Here is a 16,603-nt window from a genome sequence, read left to right on the forward strand (position 1 = left end):
GGCTCATGGGCAATATCCCTTGGTCACGCTGACGCGGCCGATGCGGTTGATGTCGAACGAACGCACGTTGCCGGCGCCGACCTTGCAGGTGGCCGCCTTCATGCTGAAAGCAAAATTGGAAACAACCGCGCCGGTGGGCTTCTTTTCGATCGCGCGCCCGCGGTCGTCGAAACCGATCGCGCTGATGGTGCCCATGCTGAGAGCGATTCCTTCCTGCGGCTCGATCACGCGCTTGATTTCCGCCGTGGTGCGCGCGCCGTTGCCGTCCTCGTCGGTCCACACCAGCATGCCGTCGGCCCAGCTCGTCCCGCAATCGGTCCTGGTGTCGTTGCTCGGGCAAACCCAGGATTGACTCTTGCTGCGCACAGCCTCCGCGCGGGCAAGATTGATCGTCGCCAGCATCTGGTTGGTCGCCGTCGACACGCGGTTGGAGCGGATCGATTCGGTAAACGTAGGCAGCGCCAGGGCCAACAGGATCGCAGCGATCCCGATCGTGACCATGAGCTCGATCAGTGTGAAGCCGGCAGCCCGACGCATTGGCATGAGCGGTTCTCTTCCCCAGAGGACATGAGGGATGCTAACAGCGGCTCCTGGCCCCAAATGGCACACTACCGACGAGCGGTCGGGCTGGGTTGGCCAGTGGTTTCGGGGCTGGAAATATCCCGACCTGCGTCACGCCGCAAGCGGCTTCCCGGCAGCCGATGCGCGAAATCCGGACGGGCCGAGCCGGGCCGGGCGGCTCGGCCAGCGCCTTGGGACGGTGTGGCGGCTGGGTCCCTAGGGTTGGCCGACACAGCCGCCCCTGCCTCATCCCTTCGTGCGACCGGCATCCGGAGCGGTCGGCGACTCCTTCCGGACCACCGCGCGGTTTGCCGAGCGCATCGGCCCACGGGCGAAGCGACACTGCACTCCGCCGTCTATCGCATGCTCAGGCATCGAGGCATACGCGCCGAATCTGCGCTCACTCCATCGCGATCGTCGCGAGATGACTTGCGAGCCGAGCTTCGGCGCATTCGTCGACAGGCTCGCTGAACGCCGGGCTTTCCTGGAGAACCGCACAGGAAGCGAACCAACAAAAAAGGCCTCGCATTTCTGCGAGGCCTTCCGGTATTTGGCGCCCGAAGTTGGACTCGAACCAACGACCCCCTGATTAACAGTCAAGTGCTCTAACCGGCTGAGCTATTCGGGCGGGGCTGCATATGATGCTCAATGCCCCGCCCTTCGTCAACACTTCGGAGCGAAATTAACTCAGGTCACGACGCGGTAGCAGGGGCGGTATTCACCGGCGATCTTCATCCGGCGCTGCTCGACGAAGGCCCGCAGCAAGGCATCCAGCGACTGCATCATGTCGTGGTCGCCGTGGATCTCGAACGGGCCGAATTCCTCGATGCGGCGCATGCCGTCCTCCTTGACGTTGCCGGCGACGATGCCCGAAAACGCTCTGCGCAGGTCGGCCGCCAGTTCGTGCGGCTTGCGGCCGTGGTGCAGGTCCAGCGCCGCCATCGCCTCGTGGGTCGGAATGAACGGCTTCTGGAAGGTCAGCGGGATGTCGATCGACCAGTTGAAGAAGAACGAATCCTTGTGCTCGATGCGGTTCTCGCGGACCCGGCGGATGCCGGCGGCCATGCGCTTGGCCACGCGCTCGGGGTCGCCGACGATAATCTCGTAGCGCGAGGTCGCCGCCTCGCCCAGGGTCAGGCGCAGGAAACGGTCGATCTGCTCGAAATACGGGGCCGAGGCGGTCGGGCCGGTCAGGATCAGCGGGAACGGCAGCTCGGCGTTTTCCTCGCGCAGCAGGATGCCCAGCAGGTACAGGATTTCCTCGGCCGTGCCGACGCCGCCCGGGAACACGATGATGCCGTGGCCCATGCGGACGAAGGCCTCCAGGCGCTTCTCGATGTCCGGCATGATCACCAGGTGGTTGACGATCGGGTTCGGCGACTCGGCGGCGATGATGCCCGGCTCGGTGATGCCGATGTAGCGCACGCGGCGCTTGCGCTGCTTGGCGTGGGCGATGGTGGCGCCCTTCATCGGCCCCTTCATCGCGCCCGGGCCGCAGCCGGTGCAGATATCCAGGCCGCGCAGGCCAAGCTCGTAGCCGACTTGCTTGGTGTAGATGTATTCGTCGCGCGAGATCGAGTGGCCGCCCCAGCACACGACCAGGTTAGGGTCGGCCGGGTGCAGGATGCGCGCGTTGCGCAGCAGGCCGAACACCGAGTCGGTGAGGCCGTCGCTGCTGTCGAGGTCGCGGCCACCGCCCTTGTCGAGCTCCATGGCGGTATAGGCCAGGTCGCGGACCACGGCGAACAGCAGTTCGGCGACGCCGCGGATGATCTCGCCGTCGACGAAGGCCATCGCCGGCGCATGGCGCAGGTCGATGCGCACGCCGCGGTCCTGCTGGTGCACTTCGATATCGAAATCGGGATACAGCTCACGCGCGGCGCGCGGATCGTCGGAGGCGCTGCCGCTGGTCAGCACCGCCAGGGCGCAACGGCGCAGCAGGTCGTGCATGCCGGTGGAGGCGTCGCGCAGGCGCGCGACCTCGTCGCGGGACAGGACATCGAGCCCGCCCTTGGGATAGATGCGGGCGTTGACCGTCGGCAGGACGGCCGCTATGGGGGTTGCGGTCATTGCGTTTTTCTCTGCTTTTTTCATCGATTAGTGGGAAAGGACTCTAGCAGTTCGGGGTCGGGCTGCGGCGGCCGCCCCGTCCGCCGGACCGGTCCGCGGCCGTGCCGCCCCACCCTGTCCGGCCGCGAATGCTGCGGCCCCACAAAAAGGAAACGGCCGGGGTCGCCCCCGGCCGTTTGCGTTGTCGCCAGATACCGCAAGAATCAGAAGCGGTAGTGGAAGCTCAGCTGAGCCGCCCAGCGCGAGATGCCCTTCTCGTCGTAGATCTGTTCCGGATCGGGCTTGGTGAAGCGGTAGATGTACTTGCCGGTCGCCGGGTCGATACCGCCGTAATCGACGATACCGCGCATGCCCGGGAACGCGACCTCTTCGATCTGTCCCCAGTCCTTGTTCAACAGGTTGCCGACGTTGAGGATGTCGAGCGCGAGCTCGGCCTTGTGGCCTTCCCAGAAGCCCGGGAATTCCTGGGCGATGTGCAGGTCGAACTGGTTGACCCACTTGCCGCGCACTGCGTTGCGCTGGGCGACCTGGCCGCCGTGGCTGCGCAGGTACTCGTCGCTGTTGTAGAACTGCCAGAACGCTGCCTCTTCGGCGGCATTGCGGAACAGGACGTCGCCCGGGCCCTTCGGGATGTACATCAGGTCGTTGAAGCGGCCGTCGCCGTTGGCGTCGTTGTCGAACGCATAGCTGTACGGACGGCCCGAACGGCCTTCGTAGAACAGCGAGACGATGGTGTTGTTGTCGCCGAAGAAGGCGTGCTTCCAGTTCAGCGAAGCGGTGAAGCGGTCGCGGACTTCGTAGCTGGAACGCGCGCTGACTTCTTCGTTGGCCTGGAACACGGCGACGTTGCCGAGCTGCGAGCTCGAGGTCGAGCTGGTCAGCGGGCTGACTTCGTCGGCATGCGTGTAGGTGTAGGCGACGCTCCAGCTCCAGTCGCTGTTGTTGAACGGCTTGTTCAACGACAGGGTGAACTGCTGGCTTTCGCCCTTGCCGGTCTGGCGGGCGATGATCGCGTCGTTATAAGCCGTCGCACGCCGCGCGCGGGCATTGGTGCGGCTGTTGGTGCAGGCCGAACCGTTCAGGCCGGTTTCGCGCAGGCAGGCGGTGCCGTCGGCGTTCCAGCTGGCCGCGGCCAGGCCGTTCGCGTCCCAATAGATGTTGCGGCCGTCCTGGCCGACCTTGGTGACGCCGCCCAGGTTGAGCTGCTGGTAGTACAGCGCGTCGTTGACCGAGGTCACCACCGCTTCGGCGGCGGCGACGATGCCGTACCACGGCAGTTCGGTATCGAATGCCAGGTTGGCCTTCCATACCGACGGCAGGCTCATGTCCTTTTCGATGAAGTCGACCGACTGGGTCGCGCCGGCGGCGCCGCCGGCGGCGTTGACCAGGCCCAGCTGGGCGTCCGGGTTCGGGCTGAAATCGTTGATGCCGTTGGTGAACACGTAGTCGGTGTACGACACGCCGTTGTTCGAGTACGGGTTGGCCAGCCACACGGTCGGGGTGCCGCCGCGGAACAGGCCGATGCCGCCGCGCAGCTGGGTCGGACGCTCGCTGTCGAAGGTGTAGTTGAAGCCGAAGCGCGGCGCGATCAGGTCGGTGCCGTCGATGTTGTTGTCGTTGCGGGTGCCGAACAACGCCGAAGCCGCCGGGTTGAAGACCGGGCGGTCGTCGACGATGGCGCGGTCGTAGCGCAGGCCGAAGGTCAGGCTCAACTTGTCGTTGACCGCCCAGGTGTCCTGCAGGAACACGCCGACGTTCTTCTGAGTGAAGGTCGCGGCCATGTTGTCGAGGTCGCCGCCGCGCGGGTAGAACAGCTGGTAGCGGCTGGAACGACGGGCCTTGTAATCGGCGACGCTGTTGAAGGTGTAGACGCCGTTCACGCGACGGCCGAACAGGTTGTAGACCTCGTTCGACTCGTAGTCGGCGCCGAACTTGACGGTGTGGTCGCCGAGGAACAGGTTACCGGCGAAGAAACCGTTCCAGGTCTTGGTCTCGAGGACGTTGACGTGGGTGTTCTCTTCGGTACCCAGGTTCAGCGTGTTGCTGCCGAAACGGATGGCGATGGCCGGCAGGTCGAAGCGCGGGCTGCGCACGGCCGAGTAGTCGCGGTACGAGACCTTGGCTTCGGTCGAGAAGACGTCGGTCCAGTCGCTGAACAGCTGCGCGGTGTAGGTCTTGAACTCGAAGTCGTTGACGTAGTGGTACGAGTTCAGCGCCAACGAGTTGGTGCCGAAGCCCTGCAGGAAGGCGGTGCTCTGCTCGCTCTTGGCGTAGCGGAAGTTGGCGCGGTGCTTGTCGCTGATGTTCCAGTCGAACTTGATGCCGTACTCTTCGGTATCGGTGTCCAGCGCCGGCAGTGCCAGGCTGCCCGGGTCGAAGCCGTACAGGCTCTTCGAGGCCGAGATCACCTCGTCGATCTGCGCCTGGGTGATGTTGACGATGTTGTTGGCGCCGGAGCCCGCAGGACCGAAGCTGGAGTTGCCGGTGAATACTTCCTTACCGGTGTACTTCTCGTAGTTGGCGAAGAAGAACAGCTTGTCCTTGACCAGCGGGCCGCCGAAGGTGGCGCCGAAGGTGCTTTCGCTGTCGAACAACTGCGGACGCACGTCGTTCTGGTTCTTGCCCGACCAGTCGTTGTCGCGGTAGACGCCGTAGATCGAACCGTGGAATTCGTTGGTGCCCGACTTGGTCACGGCGTTGATCACGCCGCCGGTGCCGCCGGAGATGGTCACGTCGTAGTTGGCGACGTCGACCGCCACTTCGTCGATCACGTCCATCGAGAACGGCTGGCGCGGGGTCGGCAGGCCGTTGCCGCCAAGGCCGAAGGAGTCGTTGGTGCTGATGCCGTCGACGCGGATCACGTTGTAGCGCGGGTTCTGGCCGCCGACCGAGATCTCGTTGCGCGACTTGTCGGTGACGACGACGCGCGGGTCGAGGCGGACGAAGTCCTGCAGGTTGCGGTTGATGGTCGGCATCGACTCCAGCTGATCGCGGGTGAGGATCGAGCCGGCGCCCATCTTGTTGGACGAGAACACTTCCGAACCGAGGGCGGCGACGGCCTGCACGGCATCCAGGGTGGTGACCTGGTTGTTCAGTGCGACGTCGACTTCGTTGACCTTGTCCAGGTTCAGGAACACGCCGTCCTGGCTGGCGGTGCCGGAGCCTTCCTTGTTGATGACGACCGTGTACGGACCGCCGACGCGCAGACCGCGCGCGTTGTAGCGGCCGTCGGCGCCGGTCGTGGCGCGGCTGACCGTGCCCGACTCGGAGTGGGTGATGGTGACTTCGGCACCCGCGACCGGCTGGCCGTCGGCGCCGAGGACGCGGCCGGCGAGGCCTGCGGAAGTGCTCTGCGCGAAGACCGGCGCAGTGGCGAGAACGGCAAGCAGGCCAAGCGTGAGCTTGGACAACCGGACGCGGTTCGGATGAGTCATTACGGTGACCTCGGGATGTGGAATGCGTGGCGGAGTTGGGCAGGCGCGGCTCTGCGCCGCTGCCGTGCTCTAAGTTGGATTGGCTAGCCCCTACCCGGACGGCGCGTGGCCGCTGGGTTAACAGCAGTTTAACAGGCTAGGGGGGAGGTGTGACAGAGACGTGACGCCGTTCATGGCTTGTCACACGGTGACCGCAGTCAAAGCTGAACGGGCACGTCCGGCAAAGCAGGAGTGAGAAGTGAGAAGTGAAGAGCCAGGGAGAAGGCGGTAGCCCCAGGGCTCAGCCTGCTGAGGTCCGGGGCAGCCTTGAAACGGAGCCGAGCCACTCACTGCTCACTCCTCCCCACTCACTCCCAGCCCCTCAGGGCGGCGAGATCTGCAGGTAGGTGCCCAGGCCGTCGAGGACCATCTGCACCGAGATCGCGACCAGCAGCATGCCCATCAGTCGCTCGATCGCGATCAGGGCGCGGCGGCCGAGCAGCTTGTACAACAAGGTGGCCGAGAACAGGATCGCCGCGGTCGCGCCCCAGGCGATCAGCAGGGCCAGGCTCCAGTCGGTCAGGCGCGAGGGGTCGTTGCTGCCCATCAACATGACCGCGGCCATGCCCGAGGGGCCGGCCACCAACGGGATCGCCATCGGCACGATGAAGGGCTCGCCGTCGGGCAGCTCGCCCATCAGCCCTTCCGGCGGCGGGAAGATCATGCGGATGCCGATCAGGAACAGGACGATGCCGCCGGCGATCGAGACCGACTCCTGGCGCAGGTGCATCAGGTCCAGGGCGTACTTGCCGCCCCACAGGAACAGCATCAGCACGCCGAGCGCGATCAGCAGCTCGCGCGCAAGCACGATCCGCTGGCGCTTGGGCGGCAGGCCGCGCAGCAGGCTCAGGAACACCGGGATGTTCCCGAGCGGGTCGAGAATGATGAACAGCAGCAGCGCGGCCGAGGCAATCGTCATGGGCGGTTGGCCGTCATGGGGTCGGCGCCCAGACCTGGCCGCGATGCACGGCGCCTTCGGGCGCCAGCAAGGTCACGCAGGCCGAGGCATAGGCCGCGGGATCGCGGGCACTGCGGTCGCTGTCTTCGACATAGGCGCGCGAACGCAGGCCGGTGCGCATCGGTCCGGGACGCAGGCCGGCTACGCGGATGCTCGAATTGACCAGTTCGGCGTGCAACATGCCGACCAGTGCCGCCAGGCCGTGCTGGGCCGCGCCGTAGCCGCCCCAATAAGCCTGGCCGACGCGCTGCGGGTCGTCGAGCGCGAACACCAGCGCCGCATCGGCCGACTTGGCCATCAGCGGCAAGCAGGCCTGCGACAGCCACCACGGCGCGGTGAGATTGACGTGCACGGCGCGCGCGAACGCGGCCGGGTCGGTCTGCGCCAGCGGCGTCAGGCCGGGGAAATCGGCGGCGCAATGCAGCACCCCGTCGAGGCGGCCGAGCTCGCTTTCGATGCGCGCGGCCATTTCGGCGTAGTCGTCAGGCTGCGCGCCTTCCAGGTCGAGCGGATACAGCAGCGGCTCCGGGCCGAGTTGGGCGACCGCGTCGTAGACCCGGTTCAACTTCGGCAGCTTGCGCCCGAGCAGGACCAGGGTCGCGCCGGCGCTCGCGCAGGCGGCGGCCGCGGCCGCGCCGAGTCCGCCGGCCGCCCCGGTCACCAGGACGACACGGCCGGCCAGGGCCTGCTGCGTCGTCGCCGTCGTGGCTGCCGTCGAACTCACTGCGCCTGGGTCTCGCTGATCATGCGCGCCAGCTCGCCGGACTCGTACAGCTCCATGGTGATGTCGCAACCGCCGATCAGCTCGCCGTGGATGAAGAGCTGCGGGAAGGTCGGCCAGTTCGAGTAACGCGGCAGATTCGCGCGCACTTCCGGGTCTTCCAGCACATTGACCGTATGCAGCGTGGTCGCGCCGGCAGCCTTGAGCGCCTGCACGGCACGGCTGGAAAAACCGCACATCGGGAACTGCGCGGTGCCCTTCATGAACAACACGATCGGGTGGGCTTCGACTTCGGCCTGGATCCGTTCCATAACGGACATGGGTACTGCTCCTGCGATGGTTTGTTGCCGACTTTGACGGTTCAGCAACGAAACGTGGGGATAGAATATGAATTGTAAGCCTACATGGCGCCGCCGACGCGTCCGTCCGGGAATGGTTTCATGCCCGGAACGGACTGCCGCCGGCGGCGTCCCTGCTAGCCAGCCCCCCGAATTCTGCAAGGAGCCCGCCAATGGCCATCGAATTGCCCGCCCTGCCCTACGACCGCACCGCGCTCGAGCCCACCATCTCCGCCGAGACCATCGACTTCCACTACGGCAAGCACCACAAGGCCTACGTCGACAATCTCAACAAGATGATCGAGGGCACCGAGTTCGCCGCGCTGTCGCTGGAAGAGATCATCAAGAAGTCGCAGGGCGGCATGTTCAACAACGCCGCGCAGATCTGGAACCACACCTTCTACTGGAACTGCCTGTCGCCCAAGGGTGGCGGCGAGCCGACCGGCAAGCTGGCCGAGCTGATCAACAAGGCCTTCGGCGACTTCGCCAAGTTCAAGGAAGAGTTCACCAAGACCGCCGTCGGTACCTTCGGCTCGGGCTGGGGCTGGCTGGTGCAGCGTCCGGACGGCTCGCTCGCCCTGGTCAGCACGCCCAACGCGGCGACCCCGCTGACCGGCGATGACACCGCCCTGCTGACCTGCGACGTCTGGGAACACGCCTACTACATCGACTACCGCAACGCCCGTCCGAAGTACGTCGAGGCGTTCTGGAACCTGGTCAACTGGGACTTCGTCGCTTCCAACCTGAAGTAAGCGCAAGCCTCATCGCAATACCAAACGGCCGGGGAAACCCGGCCGTTTTTCATTGACCCGTCGGCCGGGGAAACCCGGCCATTTTCGTTGGCCCGCTCAGGCCGGACCAGCGCAAGCCAAGGGGATCACCCCAGTCGCTCGATCACCGGCGCGACCTGGTCCTGTCGCTGCAAACGCTCGCCGACCCGCTGCAGGGCCAGGGCGAGTTCGCCGGCGCTGTCGGCGCGCAGCGTCGCGTGGCCGACCTTGCGGCCCTCGCGCGAAGACTTGCCGTAATCGTGCCAATGCCCGCCGGCCTCGCTCAGCACCGGCCCGGCATCGGGCATGGCGCCGATCCAGTTGAGCATGCAGGCCACGCCGAGCATGCGCGTATCGCCCAAGGGCAGACCGAGCACGGCACGCAGATGGTTCTGGAACTGCGAGGTCTCGCTGCCTTCGATGGTCCAGTGCCCGGAGTTGTGCACGCGCGGCGCCAGTTCGTTGGCCAGCAGCACGCCGTCGCGGCAGAACAACTCGAGCGCGAACACACCGACGTAATCCAGCGCCTCGGCGAGCTTGCGCGCATACGAAATCGCGGTCGCAGCGAGCGCCTCGTCGGTGCGCGCCGGCGCCAGGCTGGCCGACAGCACGCCGTCGACATGCCAGTTTTCGGTGATCGGCCAGGCGCGGAACTCGCCGTCGCGGCCGCGCACCGCGACCACCGACAACTCGCGCTCGAAACGCACGAAACCTTCGAGGATCAGGCCGACCTTGTCGGCCTGCGGGCCGAGCGCGGCCCAGGCGGCGTCGGCATCGGCCGGCGTCTTGATCCGGAACTGGCCCTTGCCGTCGTAACCCAGGCGCCGGGTCTTGAGGATGCACGGCGTGCCGATGGTCGCGATCGCCTCGTCGAGCGCGGCGCGGGTATCGATCGCGGCGAAATCCGGCACCGGGATATCGAGTTCGCGAAACAGGGTCTTTTCGGCCAGGCGGTCCTGGGCCACGGCCAGCGCGCGCGGGCTCGGAAACACCGGCCGGCGCTCGGCCAGCCAATGCGCGGACTCGGCCGGCACGTTCTCGAAATCGAACGTGGCCACGTCGATCTTCGAGGCGAATTCGTCGAGCGCGGCCTGGTCGGTGTAATCGCCGACCACCATCGGCGCGAACTGGCCCGCGCAGGCATCGGCGGCGCTGTCGAGCACCAGGAAACGCAGCCCCAGGGGCGCGCCGGAAAGCGCGAGCATGCGGGCCAGCTGCCCGCCTCCGAGAATGCCGACGGTGGTCATTGGCGCGGATCGTCGTTGGCGAGCACCTCGTCGGTCTGACGGGTGCGGAACGCGGTCAGCGCCGCACCGATCGCCGGGTATTCCGCCGACAGCAGCGCCGCGGCGAACAGGGCCGCATTGGCGGCGCCGGCGTTGCCGATGGCGAAGGTCGCCACCGGAATGCCGGCCGGCATCTGCACGATCGAGAGCAGCGAATCCATGCCGTTGAGGGCCTTGGACTGCACCGGCACGCCGAGCACCGGCACCGCGGTCTTGGCCGCCAGCATGCCCGGCAGATGCGCCGCGCCGCCGGCGCCGGCGATGATCGCGCGCAGACCGCGCGCCGCCGCCGTGTCGGCGTACTCGAACAGCACGTCGGGCGTGCGGTGCGCCGAGACCACCCGGACCTCGTGCGGAACGCCGAGCGCTTCCAGCTTGGCGGCAGCGTGCTGCATCGTTTCCCAGTCAGAGCGCGAGCCCATGACGATGCCGACGAGCGCAGGAGGGGTGACGGGCGTTGCGGAAGCTGGAGACATGGGGCGTGCCTTGGCGCAAAGACGTATTCTAACGCCCTGTCCCGTCGTATCGGCACCGCACCGTATGGATCGCAAACTGCTCGACCTGCTCGTCTGCCCCTCCACGCGCCAACCCCTGTTCCCCCTCGAGAGCCGCGGCCTGCAGGCCCTGAACGCTGCCATCGGCGCCGGCGGCATCGTCCGCGGCAGCGGCGACGCCCAGTCCGAGCCCCTGCGCGAGGCCCTGGTGACCCGCGACCGCAAGATCGTCTACATCGTCGACGACGGCATTCCGCTGCTCGACGCCGAAAACGCCCTCGCCACGGCCCAGGTCGAAGGCTTCCCGGCCGCATGAACGCGCCCGCCCGCGACCTCAGCCCTCCGCCGGCCGCCGAGATCGAGGCCGATGTCGCCGACGCGCTGGCCGAGGACCTCGGCAGCGGCGACGTCACCGCCGACCTGCTACCCGACATCGCCGACAGTGCCTATCTGCTGTGCAAGGAAGACGCCGTCGTCTGCGGCCGCCCCTGGTTCGAGGCCTGCCATCGCGCCCTCGACCCGGACGTGCGCATCGACTGGCGCGTGGCCGAAGGCGAGCGCGTGAGCAAAGGCACCGTGCTCGCCCTGCTGCACGGCCGCGCCCGCGCCCTGGTCAGCGCCGAACGCGCCTCGCTCAATTTCATGCAGACCCTGTCGGGCACGGCCACGGTCACCGCGAGCTACGTCGAGGCGGTGCGCGGCACCGGCACGCGCATCCTCGACACCCGCAAGACTCTGCCCGGGCTGCGCCTGGCGCAGAAGTACGCGGTGCGTGTCGGCGGCGGGGTCAACCACCGTATCGGCCTGTACGACACGGTCATGCTCAAGGAAAACCACGTCCGCGCGGCCGGCTCGATCAGCGCCGCGATCGCAGGCGCCCGCGCCAAGCATCCGCAACTGCCGCTGATCGTCGAAGTCGAATCGCTGGAGCAATTGCGCGAAGCGCTCGGCGCCGGCTGCGACCGCATCCTGATCGACGACTTCGACGCGCCGACCCGGCGCGAAGCCGTGCGCATCGCCCGCGCCGCTCCGTTCGATGGACGCATCCCGCTGGAAGTCTCCGGCGGCGTCGACCTGGCCGGCCTGCGCGCGATCGCCGAGGACGGCGTCGACTGCATTTCCATCGGTGCGCTGACCAAACATGTGCGCGCCATCGATCTTTCGTTGAAACTCGGGCCGCCGCCGGGTTGACCCCCTTGGCTTTGCGCCCGACCGTCGCCAGAACCCTGTCATGCCTACCTTGATCTTGTTGATGATCTTCGGCGCCGCCGCGTTCTCGTTCTGGAGCGCCGGCCGCGCCGCCGCCGAACGCGCCGAGACGGTCGGGCGCGACGCCTGCCTCAAGGCCGGCGTGCAGTGGCTGGACCAGAGCGTGCACGCGATCGGCCTGAAGCTGATCCGCCACGAGAGCGGCTGGCTCGGGTTCGAGCGCACCTTCCGCTTCGACTATTCGATCGACGGCGAAGATCGCCACGTCGGCCGCCTGATCCTGCGCGGCGAACGGCTGATCGCCTTCAGCGGCCCGGTGACGCGGGCGCCGACGCAGTTGCATTGAGCGACGTGGCCCAGGGGCGGCTTGGCTTCAAGGGTAGGAGCGGCGCAAGCCGCGACCGCGCCGATGCGATAGCCGGCGTACCCATCCAACAAACCGATGCTCCCGTCGCGATGCAGACCAGGACGTAGCACCGCAAGGCGAAGCTTCGCGGTCGCGGCTCACGCCGCTCCTACAAAGGGTTACGCAGGCCTGATCAAGAACGGCGCAAGCCGCGGCCGCGCCGCCAAAATCGCGCCGCCAAGATCCGGCGCGGCTAGCGCAGGCGAAACAACGCCGACCAGCGCTTACTTGACGATGCGCAGATGTCCGCCGCGACGCGGGCTTGGCGTCTGCGGGCCGCCATCGTCGTCGCCCTCCGGCGCCGGGTCGTTCGGCACCGAACTCAACATCGGCGGCGCCGAGTCGATCTCGTCATGGCCTTCGTCGAGCGCCGACTCTTCCATGCCCACGTCTTCCGGCAAGGCCATGCCCTGCCCGGTTTCGCGCGCATAGATCGCCAGCACCGCACCGACCGGCACCGATACCGGATGGCTGACGCCGCCGAAGCGCGCGCTGAAGCGGATCAGGTCGTTGCCCATTTCCAGATGCGAGACCGCGCGGGCGGCGACGTTGAGGACGATCTTGCCGTCCTTGACCGCATGCGCCGGCACCTGCACCGACGGACGCGTGGCGTCGACGAGCAGATGCGGGGTCATGCCGTTATCGGCGATCCACTCGTACAGCGCCCGCAACAGGTAGGGGCGGTGGCTGGTCATCGGAGCACTGCTTTCGGTCATACGCACATTTTAGCGTCATGACGACGTGAACGACGAGGCCGTCCCGTGCGATTACGGCCCCGTCCGTCGCGTCCCCGGTGCGGCCGCGCCGACGCGGCCCGGCCGCCCGGCCCCAGCTCAGGTCGGCATGTCGCGCAGCTTGCGTTCCTGGTCGGTCAGGCTGCGGGTGAAACCGGGGTTGCGGAAGATGCGGTTGCCGTAGTCCTCGATCGCCTTGCCGTCCTTCGGCATGGGCACGTCGAGCGAGGGCAGGCGCCAGATGATCGGCGCCATGGCGCAATCGGCCAGGCTCATTTCGGGGTTCAGGAAGAACTTGCTGGCCTTGAACAGCGGCACCGAGGCGGTCAGCAGTTCCTTGAGGCGCTTACGCGCGGCTTCGGCCTGGGCCTTGTTGCCCATCTGGATGGCCTGGACCTGCGGCACCCAGTCGTGTTCCAGGCGCAGCATCGCCAGGCGCAGGCGCGCCCGCGACAGCGGGTCGACCGGCATCAGCGGCGGGTGCGGATAGCGCTCGTCGAGGTATTCGCTGACCACGCTGGCCGCGTACAGGACCAGGTCGCGCTCGACCAGGGTCGGGACGGAGTGATACGGGTTGAGGTCGACGAGGTCTTCGGGCGGATTCTGCGGATCGACCGGTATCAGGTCGTAGGTGACGCCTTTCGCCGCCAGCACCAGCCGGACCCGATGGCACAGCACGCAGTCGGTGGACGAAAACAGAGTCAGGGCATTACGCATACGGGGGCTCGCCGCCATCATCGACCTCTCCAGCGACCGGAATCCGCCGGTCGCAAGACGCCCTCCACCCGCTGTGGAAAGTCGTCACGGCCTCGAGCCTGCCCCCTACCCCATGCGCGGCGACGCCGGCTCCTGCCGTCGTCGTGCGCTAGCCCGCGCCTTAGCGGCGCGGGCCTCCCTGCGGGGATCGGATCAATGTTCCACGTCGCGCCAGTACTCGGTCTTCAACAGATACGCGATCAACGTGAACAACGCCAGGAACAGGATCACCCAAACGCCCAGACTCTGGCGCTTGAGCGCGGCCGGTTCGCCGGCGTACTCGAGGAATGTGGTGATATCGCGCGCCGCCGTCTTGAAGCCTTCGGCGTCGAGCTTGCCGGGCTGCGCGATCTTGAGGGCGTGCACCGGACGCTCGCCGGTGGCCTTGTCGAGTTCGCCGTACTCCGCATGCTGCAGACCCTGCAGTTCCCACAGCGGGTTCGGCATCGAGGCGTTCGGGAACAACTTGTTGTTCCAGCCCAGCGGACGGCTCTCGTCGAGGTAGAACGAGTTGAGATAGGTGTAGATCCAGTCGCTGCCGCGCACGCGCGAGATCACGCTGAGGTCCGGCGGCATCTTGCCGAACCACTGGTTGGCGTGTTCGGCGGTCATGTTGACCTGGATCTGCTCGCCGAACTTGGCGCCGGTGAAGTTGAGGTTGTTCATGACCTCCGCTTCGGTCAGGCCCAGGTCCTCGGCGATGCGCGAGTAGCGCAGGTACTTCAGCGAATGACAGCCCGAGCAGTAGTTCATGTACAGCTGGGCGCCGCGCTGCAACGACGCGCGGTCGTTGAGGTCGGTACCCGACTGCATCAGGTCGCCGCCGCCGGAGGCGAAGGCGGTCGCCGACACGAGCAGGCCGGCGGCAAAGGTGGCGAGCTTCTTCACGATACGCATCTTATGGAAGGGCCGGCTGTGATCAATCGAGCTCAGGTTAGTCATGCATCTTCACCCGTTCCGGCACCGGCTTGGTCTTGTCGAGCTTGGTCCACAGCGGCATGGTGATGAAGAAGGCGAAATACAGGAAGGTCAGCACGCGGCCGATGATGGTCTCGACCGGGTCGGTACCCGGGCCGGCGCCGATCTTGCCGAGCCACAGGAAGCAGACCGCCAGCACCGCAAGCGCGAGCTTGCTCATCCAGCCGCGGAAGCGCACCGACTTGACCTTGCTGCGGTCCAGCCACGGCACCAGGAACAGCACCGCGATCGCGCCGAACATCACCAGCACGCCCGAAAGCTTGTGCGGGATCACCCGCAACATGGCGTAGTACGGGGTGTAGTACCAGACCGGCTTGATGTGCTCCGGCGTCACCAGTCGATTGGCTTCGCTGAAGTTGTCGTGCTCGAGGAACCAGCCGCCGAACGCCGGGGCGAAGAAGATGATGAACGCGGCGATGATCAGGAAGAAGCCGACGCCCACCAGATCCTTGACCGTGTAGTACGGGTGGAACGGGATGCTGTCGAGCGGCTTGCTGGCATCCCAGCGGTTGCCCTTGGGGCCCTTCTTGATGTCGACGCCGTCGGGGTTGTTGGAACCCACTTCGTGCAGCGCGCCCAGGTGCAGCACGACCAGCAGCAACAGCACCAGCGGCAGCGCGATCACGTGCAGCGCGAAGAAGCGGTTGAGGGTGGCGTCGCCGGGCAGGTAGTCGCCCATGATCCACTCGGTCAGGCCGTTGCCGATCACCGGGATCGCGCCGAACAGCGAGATGATGACCTTGGCGCCCCAGAACGACATCTGGCCCCACGGCAGCACGTAGCCCATGAAGGCTTCGGCCATCAGCACCAGGTAGATCAGCATGCCGAGGATCCACACCAGCTCGCGCGGCTTCTGGTACGAGCCGTACAGCAGGCCGCGGAACATGTGCAGGTAGACGACGATGAAGAACAGCGAGGCGCCGGTGCTGTGCATGTAGCGGATCAGCCAGCCCCACTCCACGTCGCGCATGATGTATTCGACCGACGAGAACGCTTCGGCCGCGGACGGCTTGAAGTGCATCGTCAGGAAGATGCCGGTGACGATCTGGTTGACCAGCACCAGCAGCGCGAGCGAACCGAAGTAGTACCAGAGGTTGAAGTTCTTCGGCGCGTAGTACTCGGTCATGTGCTTGCGATAGAACGGCATCATGCCGGGCGCGCGAGCGGTGACCCAATCGAAGACGTTGTTGGCGGTGCGGGTAATGACGTTGGACATGACTTACGCCGCTCCCTTCGGATCAACACCGATGACGATGGTGTTGTCGTTTTCGTAGTAGTGCGGAGGCACCAGCAGGTTGGTCGGGGCCGGCACGCCCTCGAACACGCGACCGGCCATGTCGAAACGCGACTTGTGGCAGGGGCAGAAGTAGCCGCCCTTCCACTCCGGGTCGAACGCCTCGGGCCGGATCTCGGCCTTCATTTCCGGCGAGCAGCCCAGGTGCGTGCACAGGCCCACGAGCACCGAGATCTCGGGCTTGAGCGAGCGCAGTTCCGGGCTCTTCTCGCGCACGTACGCCGGCTGCTGGTCGACGTTCTCGGACTTGGGATCGCGCAGACGCCCGTCGAGGGTCGGCAGGATGTCGAGAATGGCCTTGGAGCGCTTGACGATCCAGATCGGCTGACCGCGCCATTCCATGACCAGGCGCTGGCCTTCGGTGAGGGCGCTGATATCGGCAGTCACCGGAGCGCCGGCGAGCTTGGCGCGCGCGCTGGGGTTCCAGGACTTGATGAAAGGCACCGCGGCAAAGCCGGCGCCCACGGCACCGACCACTGCTGTGGTCGCCGTCAGGAACCGACGTCGGCCCGTGTTGATAGGATCGTTGACCCCTTGGTTGGCCATCCGGCACTC

The 16,603-nt window shown here is 66.6% G+C and carries 17 protein-coding genes and 1 tRNA gene; 4 read left to right on the plus strand and 14 right to left on the minus strand.

Annotated features, from left to right (window positions below; all coding sequences use genetic code 11):
- Positions 1-3: 3 nt before the first annotated feature.
- From ACTJJK_RS14825 to grxD, 7 genes are all read right to left on the minus strand, one after another.
- Positions 4-537 carry a GspH/FimT family pseudopilin gene (locus ACTJJK_RS14825; protein WP_161786065.1) on the minus strand — a complete coding sequence of 178 codons (534 nt, stop codon included), beginning with the start codon at positions 535-537 and terminating at the stop codon, positions 4-6.
- Between the two features lie 575 nt (positions 538-1,112).
- Positions 1,113-1,189 (minus strand) — tRNA-Asn (locus ACTJJK_RS14830).
- A 59-nt stretch (positions 1,190-1,248) separates the two neighbouring features.
- Entirely contained in the window at positions 1,249-2,631 is a 1,383-nt protein-coding gene (gene ppnN / locus ACTJJK_RS14835) for a nucleotide 5'-monophosphate nucleosidase PpnN (protein ID WP_031370397.1), read from the minus strand.
- Between the two features lie 203 nt (positions 2,632-2,834).
- Positions 2,835-6,065, minus strand: a complete 3,231-nt coding sequence (locus ACTJJK_RS14840) for a TonB-dependent receptor (RefSeq protein WP_031370398.1) — start codon at positions 6,063-6,065, stop codon at positions 2,835-2,837.
- A 361-nt stretch (positions 6,066-6,426) separates the two neighbouring features.
- Positions 6,427-7,023, minus strand: a complete 597-nt coding sequence (locus ACTJJK_RS14845) for a YhgN family NAAT transporter (protein ID WP_031370399.1) — start codon at positions 7,021-7,023, stop codon at positions 6,427-6,429.
- Between the two features lie 13 nt (positions 7,024-7,036).
- A complete protein-coding gene (locus tag ACTJJK_RS14850) occupies positions 7,037-7,786 on the minus strand; it encodes an SDR family NAD(P)-dependent oxidoreductase (RefSeq protein ID WP_031370400.1) in 750 nt (249 codons plus the stop codon).
- Positions 7,783-8,103, minus strand: a complete 321-nt coding sequence (grxD, locus tag ACTJJK_RS14855; protein ID WP_031370401.1) for a Grx4 family monothiol glutaredoxin — start codon at positions 8,101-8,103, stop codon at positions 7,783-7,785. The genes ACTJJK_RS14850 and grxD overlap by 4 nt, the downstream gene beginning before the upstream one ends.
- Positions 8,104-8,294: 191 nt before the next feature.
- Here grxD and ACTJJK_RS14860 point away from each other — a divergent pair, with 191 nt between their 5' ends.
- Positions 8,295-8,873: a superoxide dismutase gene (locus ACTJJK_RS14860; protein ID WP_031370402.1), complete on the plus strand. Its 579-nt coding sequence runs from the start codon at positions 8,295-8,297 to the stop codon at positions 8,871-8,873.
- 125 nt (positions 8,874-8,998) lie between these two features.
- Here the strand turns inward: ACTJJK_RS14860 and ACTJJK_RS14865 are convergent, their stop codons facing one another.
- Together ACTJJK_RS14865 and purE are read right to left on the minus strand one after the other, a co-directional pair.
- Positions 8,999-10,138 (minus strand): 5-(carboxyamino)imidazole ribonucleotide synthase, encoded by a 1,140-nt coding sequence (locus ACTJJK_RS14865; protein WP_031370403.1) that lies wholly within the window; start codon positions 10,136-10,138, stop codon positions 8,999-9,001.
- The gene (gene purE, locus ACTJJK_RS14870) at positions 10,135-10,653 is read right to left on the minus strand and encodes a 5-(carboxyamino)imidazole ribonucleotide mutase (protein WP_031370404.1); all 519 of its coding nucleotides are present in this window, start codon (positions 10,651-10,653) and stop codon (positions 10,135-10,137) included. The genes ACTJJK_RS14865 and purE overlap by 4 nt, the downstream gene beginning before the upstream one ends.
- A gap of 64 nt (positions 10,654-10,717) precedes the next feature.
- On the opposite strand from purE, the gene ACTJJK_RS14875 reads away from it, so the two are divergent.
- From ACTJJK_RS14875 to ACTJJK_RS14885, 3 genes are read left to right on the plus strand one after another with little or no spacing between them, the layout of a single operon-like run.
- Entirely contained in the window at positions 10,718-10,987 is a 270-nt protein-coding gene (locus ACTJJK_RS14875) for a Trm112 family protein (protein WP_223621228.1), read from the plus strand.
- On the plus strand, positions 10,984-11,862 hold the full coding sequence (gene nadC, locus ACTJJK_RS14880) for a carboxylating nicotinate-nucleotide diphosphorylase (RefSeq protein ID WP_223621229.1): 879 nt from the start codon (positions 10,984-10,986) through the stop codon (positions 11,860-11,862). Before ACTJJK_RS14875 ends, nadC begins: the two co-directional genes overlap by 4 nt.
- 40 nt (positions 11,863-11,902) lie before the next feature.
- Positions 11,903-12,226, plus strand: coding sequence for a DUF3301 domain-containing protein (locus tag ACTJJK_RS14885; RefSeq protein WP_031370407.1), 324 nt, complete (start codon positions 11,903-11,905; stop codon positions 12,224-12,226).
- A 284-nt stretch (positions 12,227-12,510) separates the two neighbouring features.
- Here ACTJJK_RS14885 and ACTJJK_RS14890 read toward each other — a convergent pair whose 3' ends face one another.
- From ACTJJK_RS14890 to petA, 5 genes are all read right to left on the minus strand, one after another.
- A complete protein-coding gene (locus tag ACTJJK_RS14890; RefSeq protein WP_057917353.1) occupies positions 12,511-13,002 on the minus strand; it encodes a ClpXP protease specificity-enhancing factor in 492 nt (163 codons plus the stop codon).
- Between the two features lie 117 nt (positions 13,003-13,119).
- Positions 13,120-13,755: a glutathione S-transferase N-terminal domain-containing protein gene (locus ACTJJK_RS14895; RefSeq protein WP_031370409.1), complete on the minus strand. Its 636-nt coding sequence runs from the start codon at positions 13,753-13,755 to the stop codon at positions 13,120-13,122.
- Positions 13,756-13,929: 174 nt separating this feature from the next.
- Positions 13,930-14,673, minus strand: a complete 744-nt coding sequence (locus ACTJJK_RS14900) for a cytochrome c1 (RefSeq protein ID WP_036147863.1) — start codon at positions 14,671-14,673, stop codon at positions 13,930-13,932.
- A 37-nt stretch (positions 14,674-14,710) separates the two neighbouring features.
- Positions 14,711-15,970 (minus strand): cytochrome b, encoded by a 1,260-nt coding sequence (locus tag ACTJJK_RS14905; protein WP_031370411.1) that lies wholly within the window; start codon positions 15,968-15,970, stop codon positions 14,711-14,713.
- Between the two features lie 3 nt (positions 15,971-15,973).
- On the minus strand, positions 15,974-16,594 hold the full coding sequence (petA, locus tag ACTJJK_RS14910; protein WP_031370412.1) for a ubiquinol-cytochrome c reductase iron-sulfur subunit: 621 nt from the start codon (positions 16,592-16,594) through the stop codon (positions 15,974-15,976).
- Between the last annotated feature and the right edge of the window lie 9 nt (positions 16,595-16,603).

Origin of the sequence: Lysobacter sp. 22409, assembly GCF_052045105.1 — a bacterium.
GTDB lineage: Bacteria > Pseudomonadota > Gammaproteobacteria > Xanthomonadales > Xanthomonadaceae > Lysobacter > Lysobacter antibioticus_B.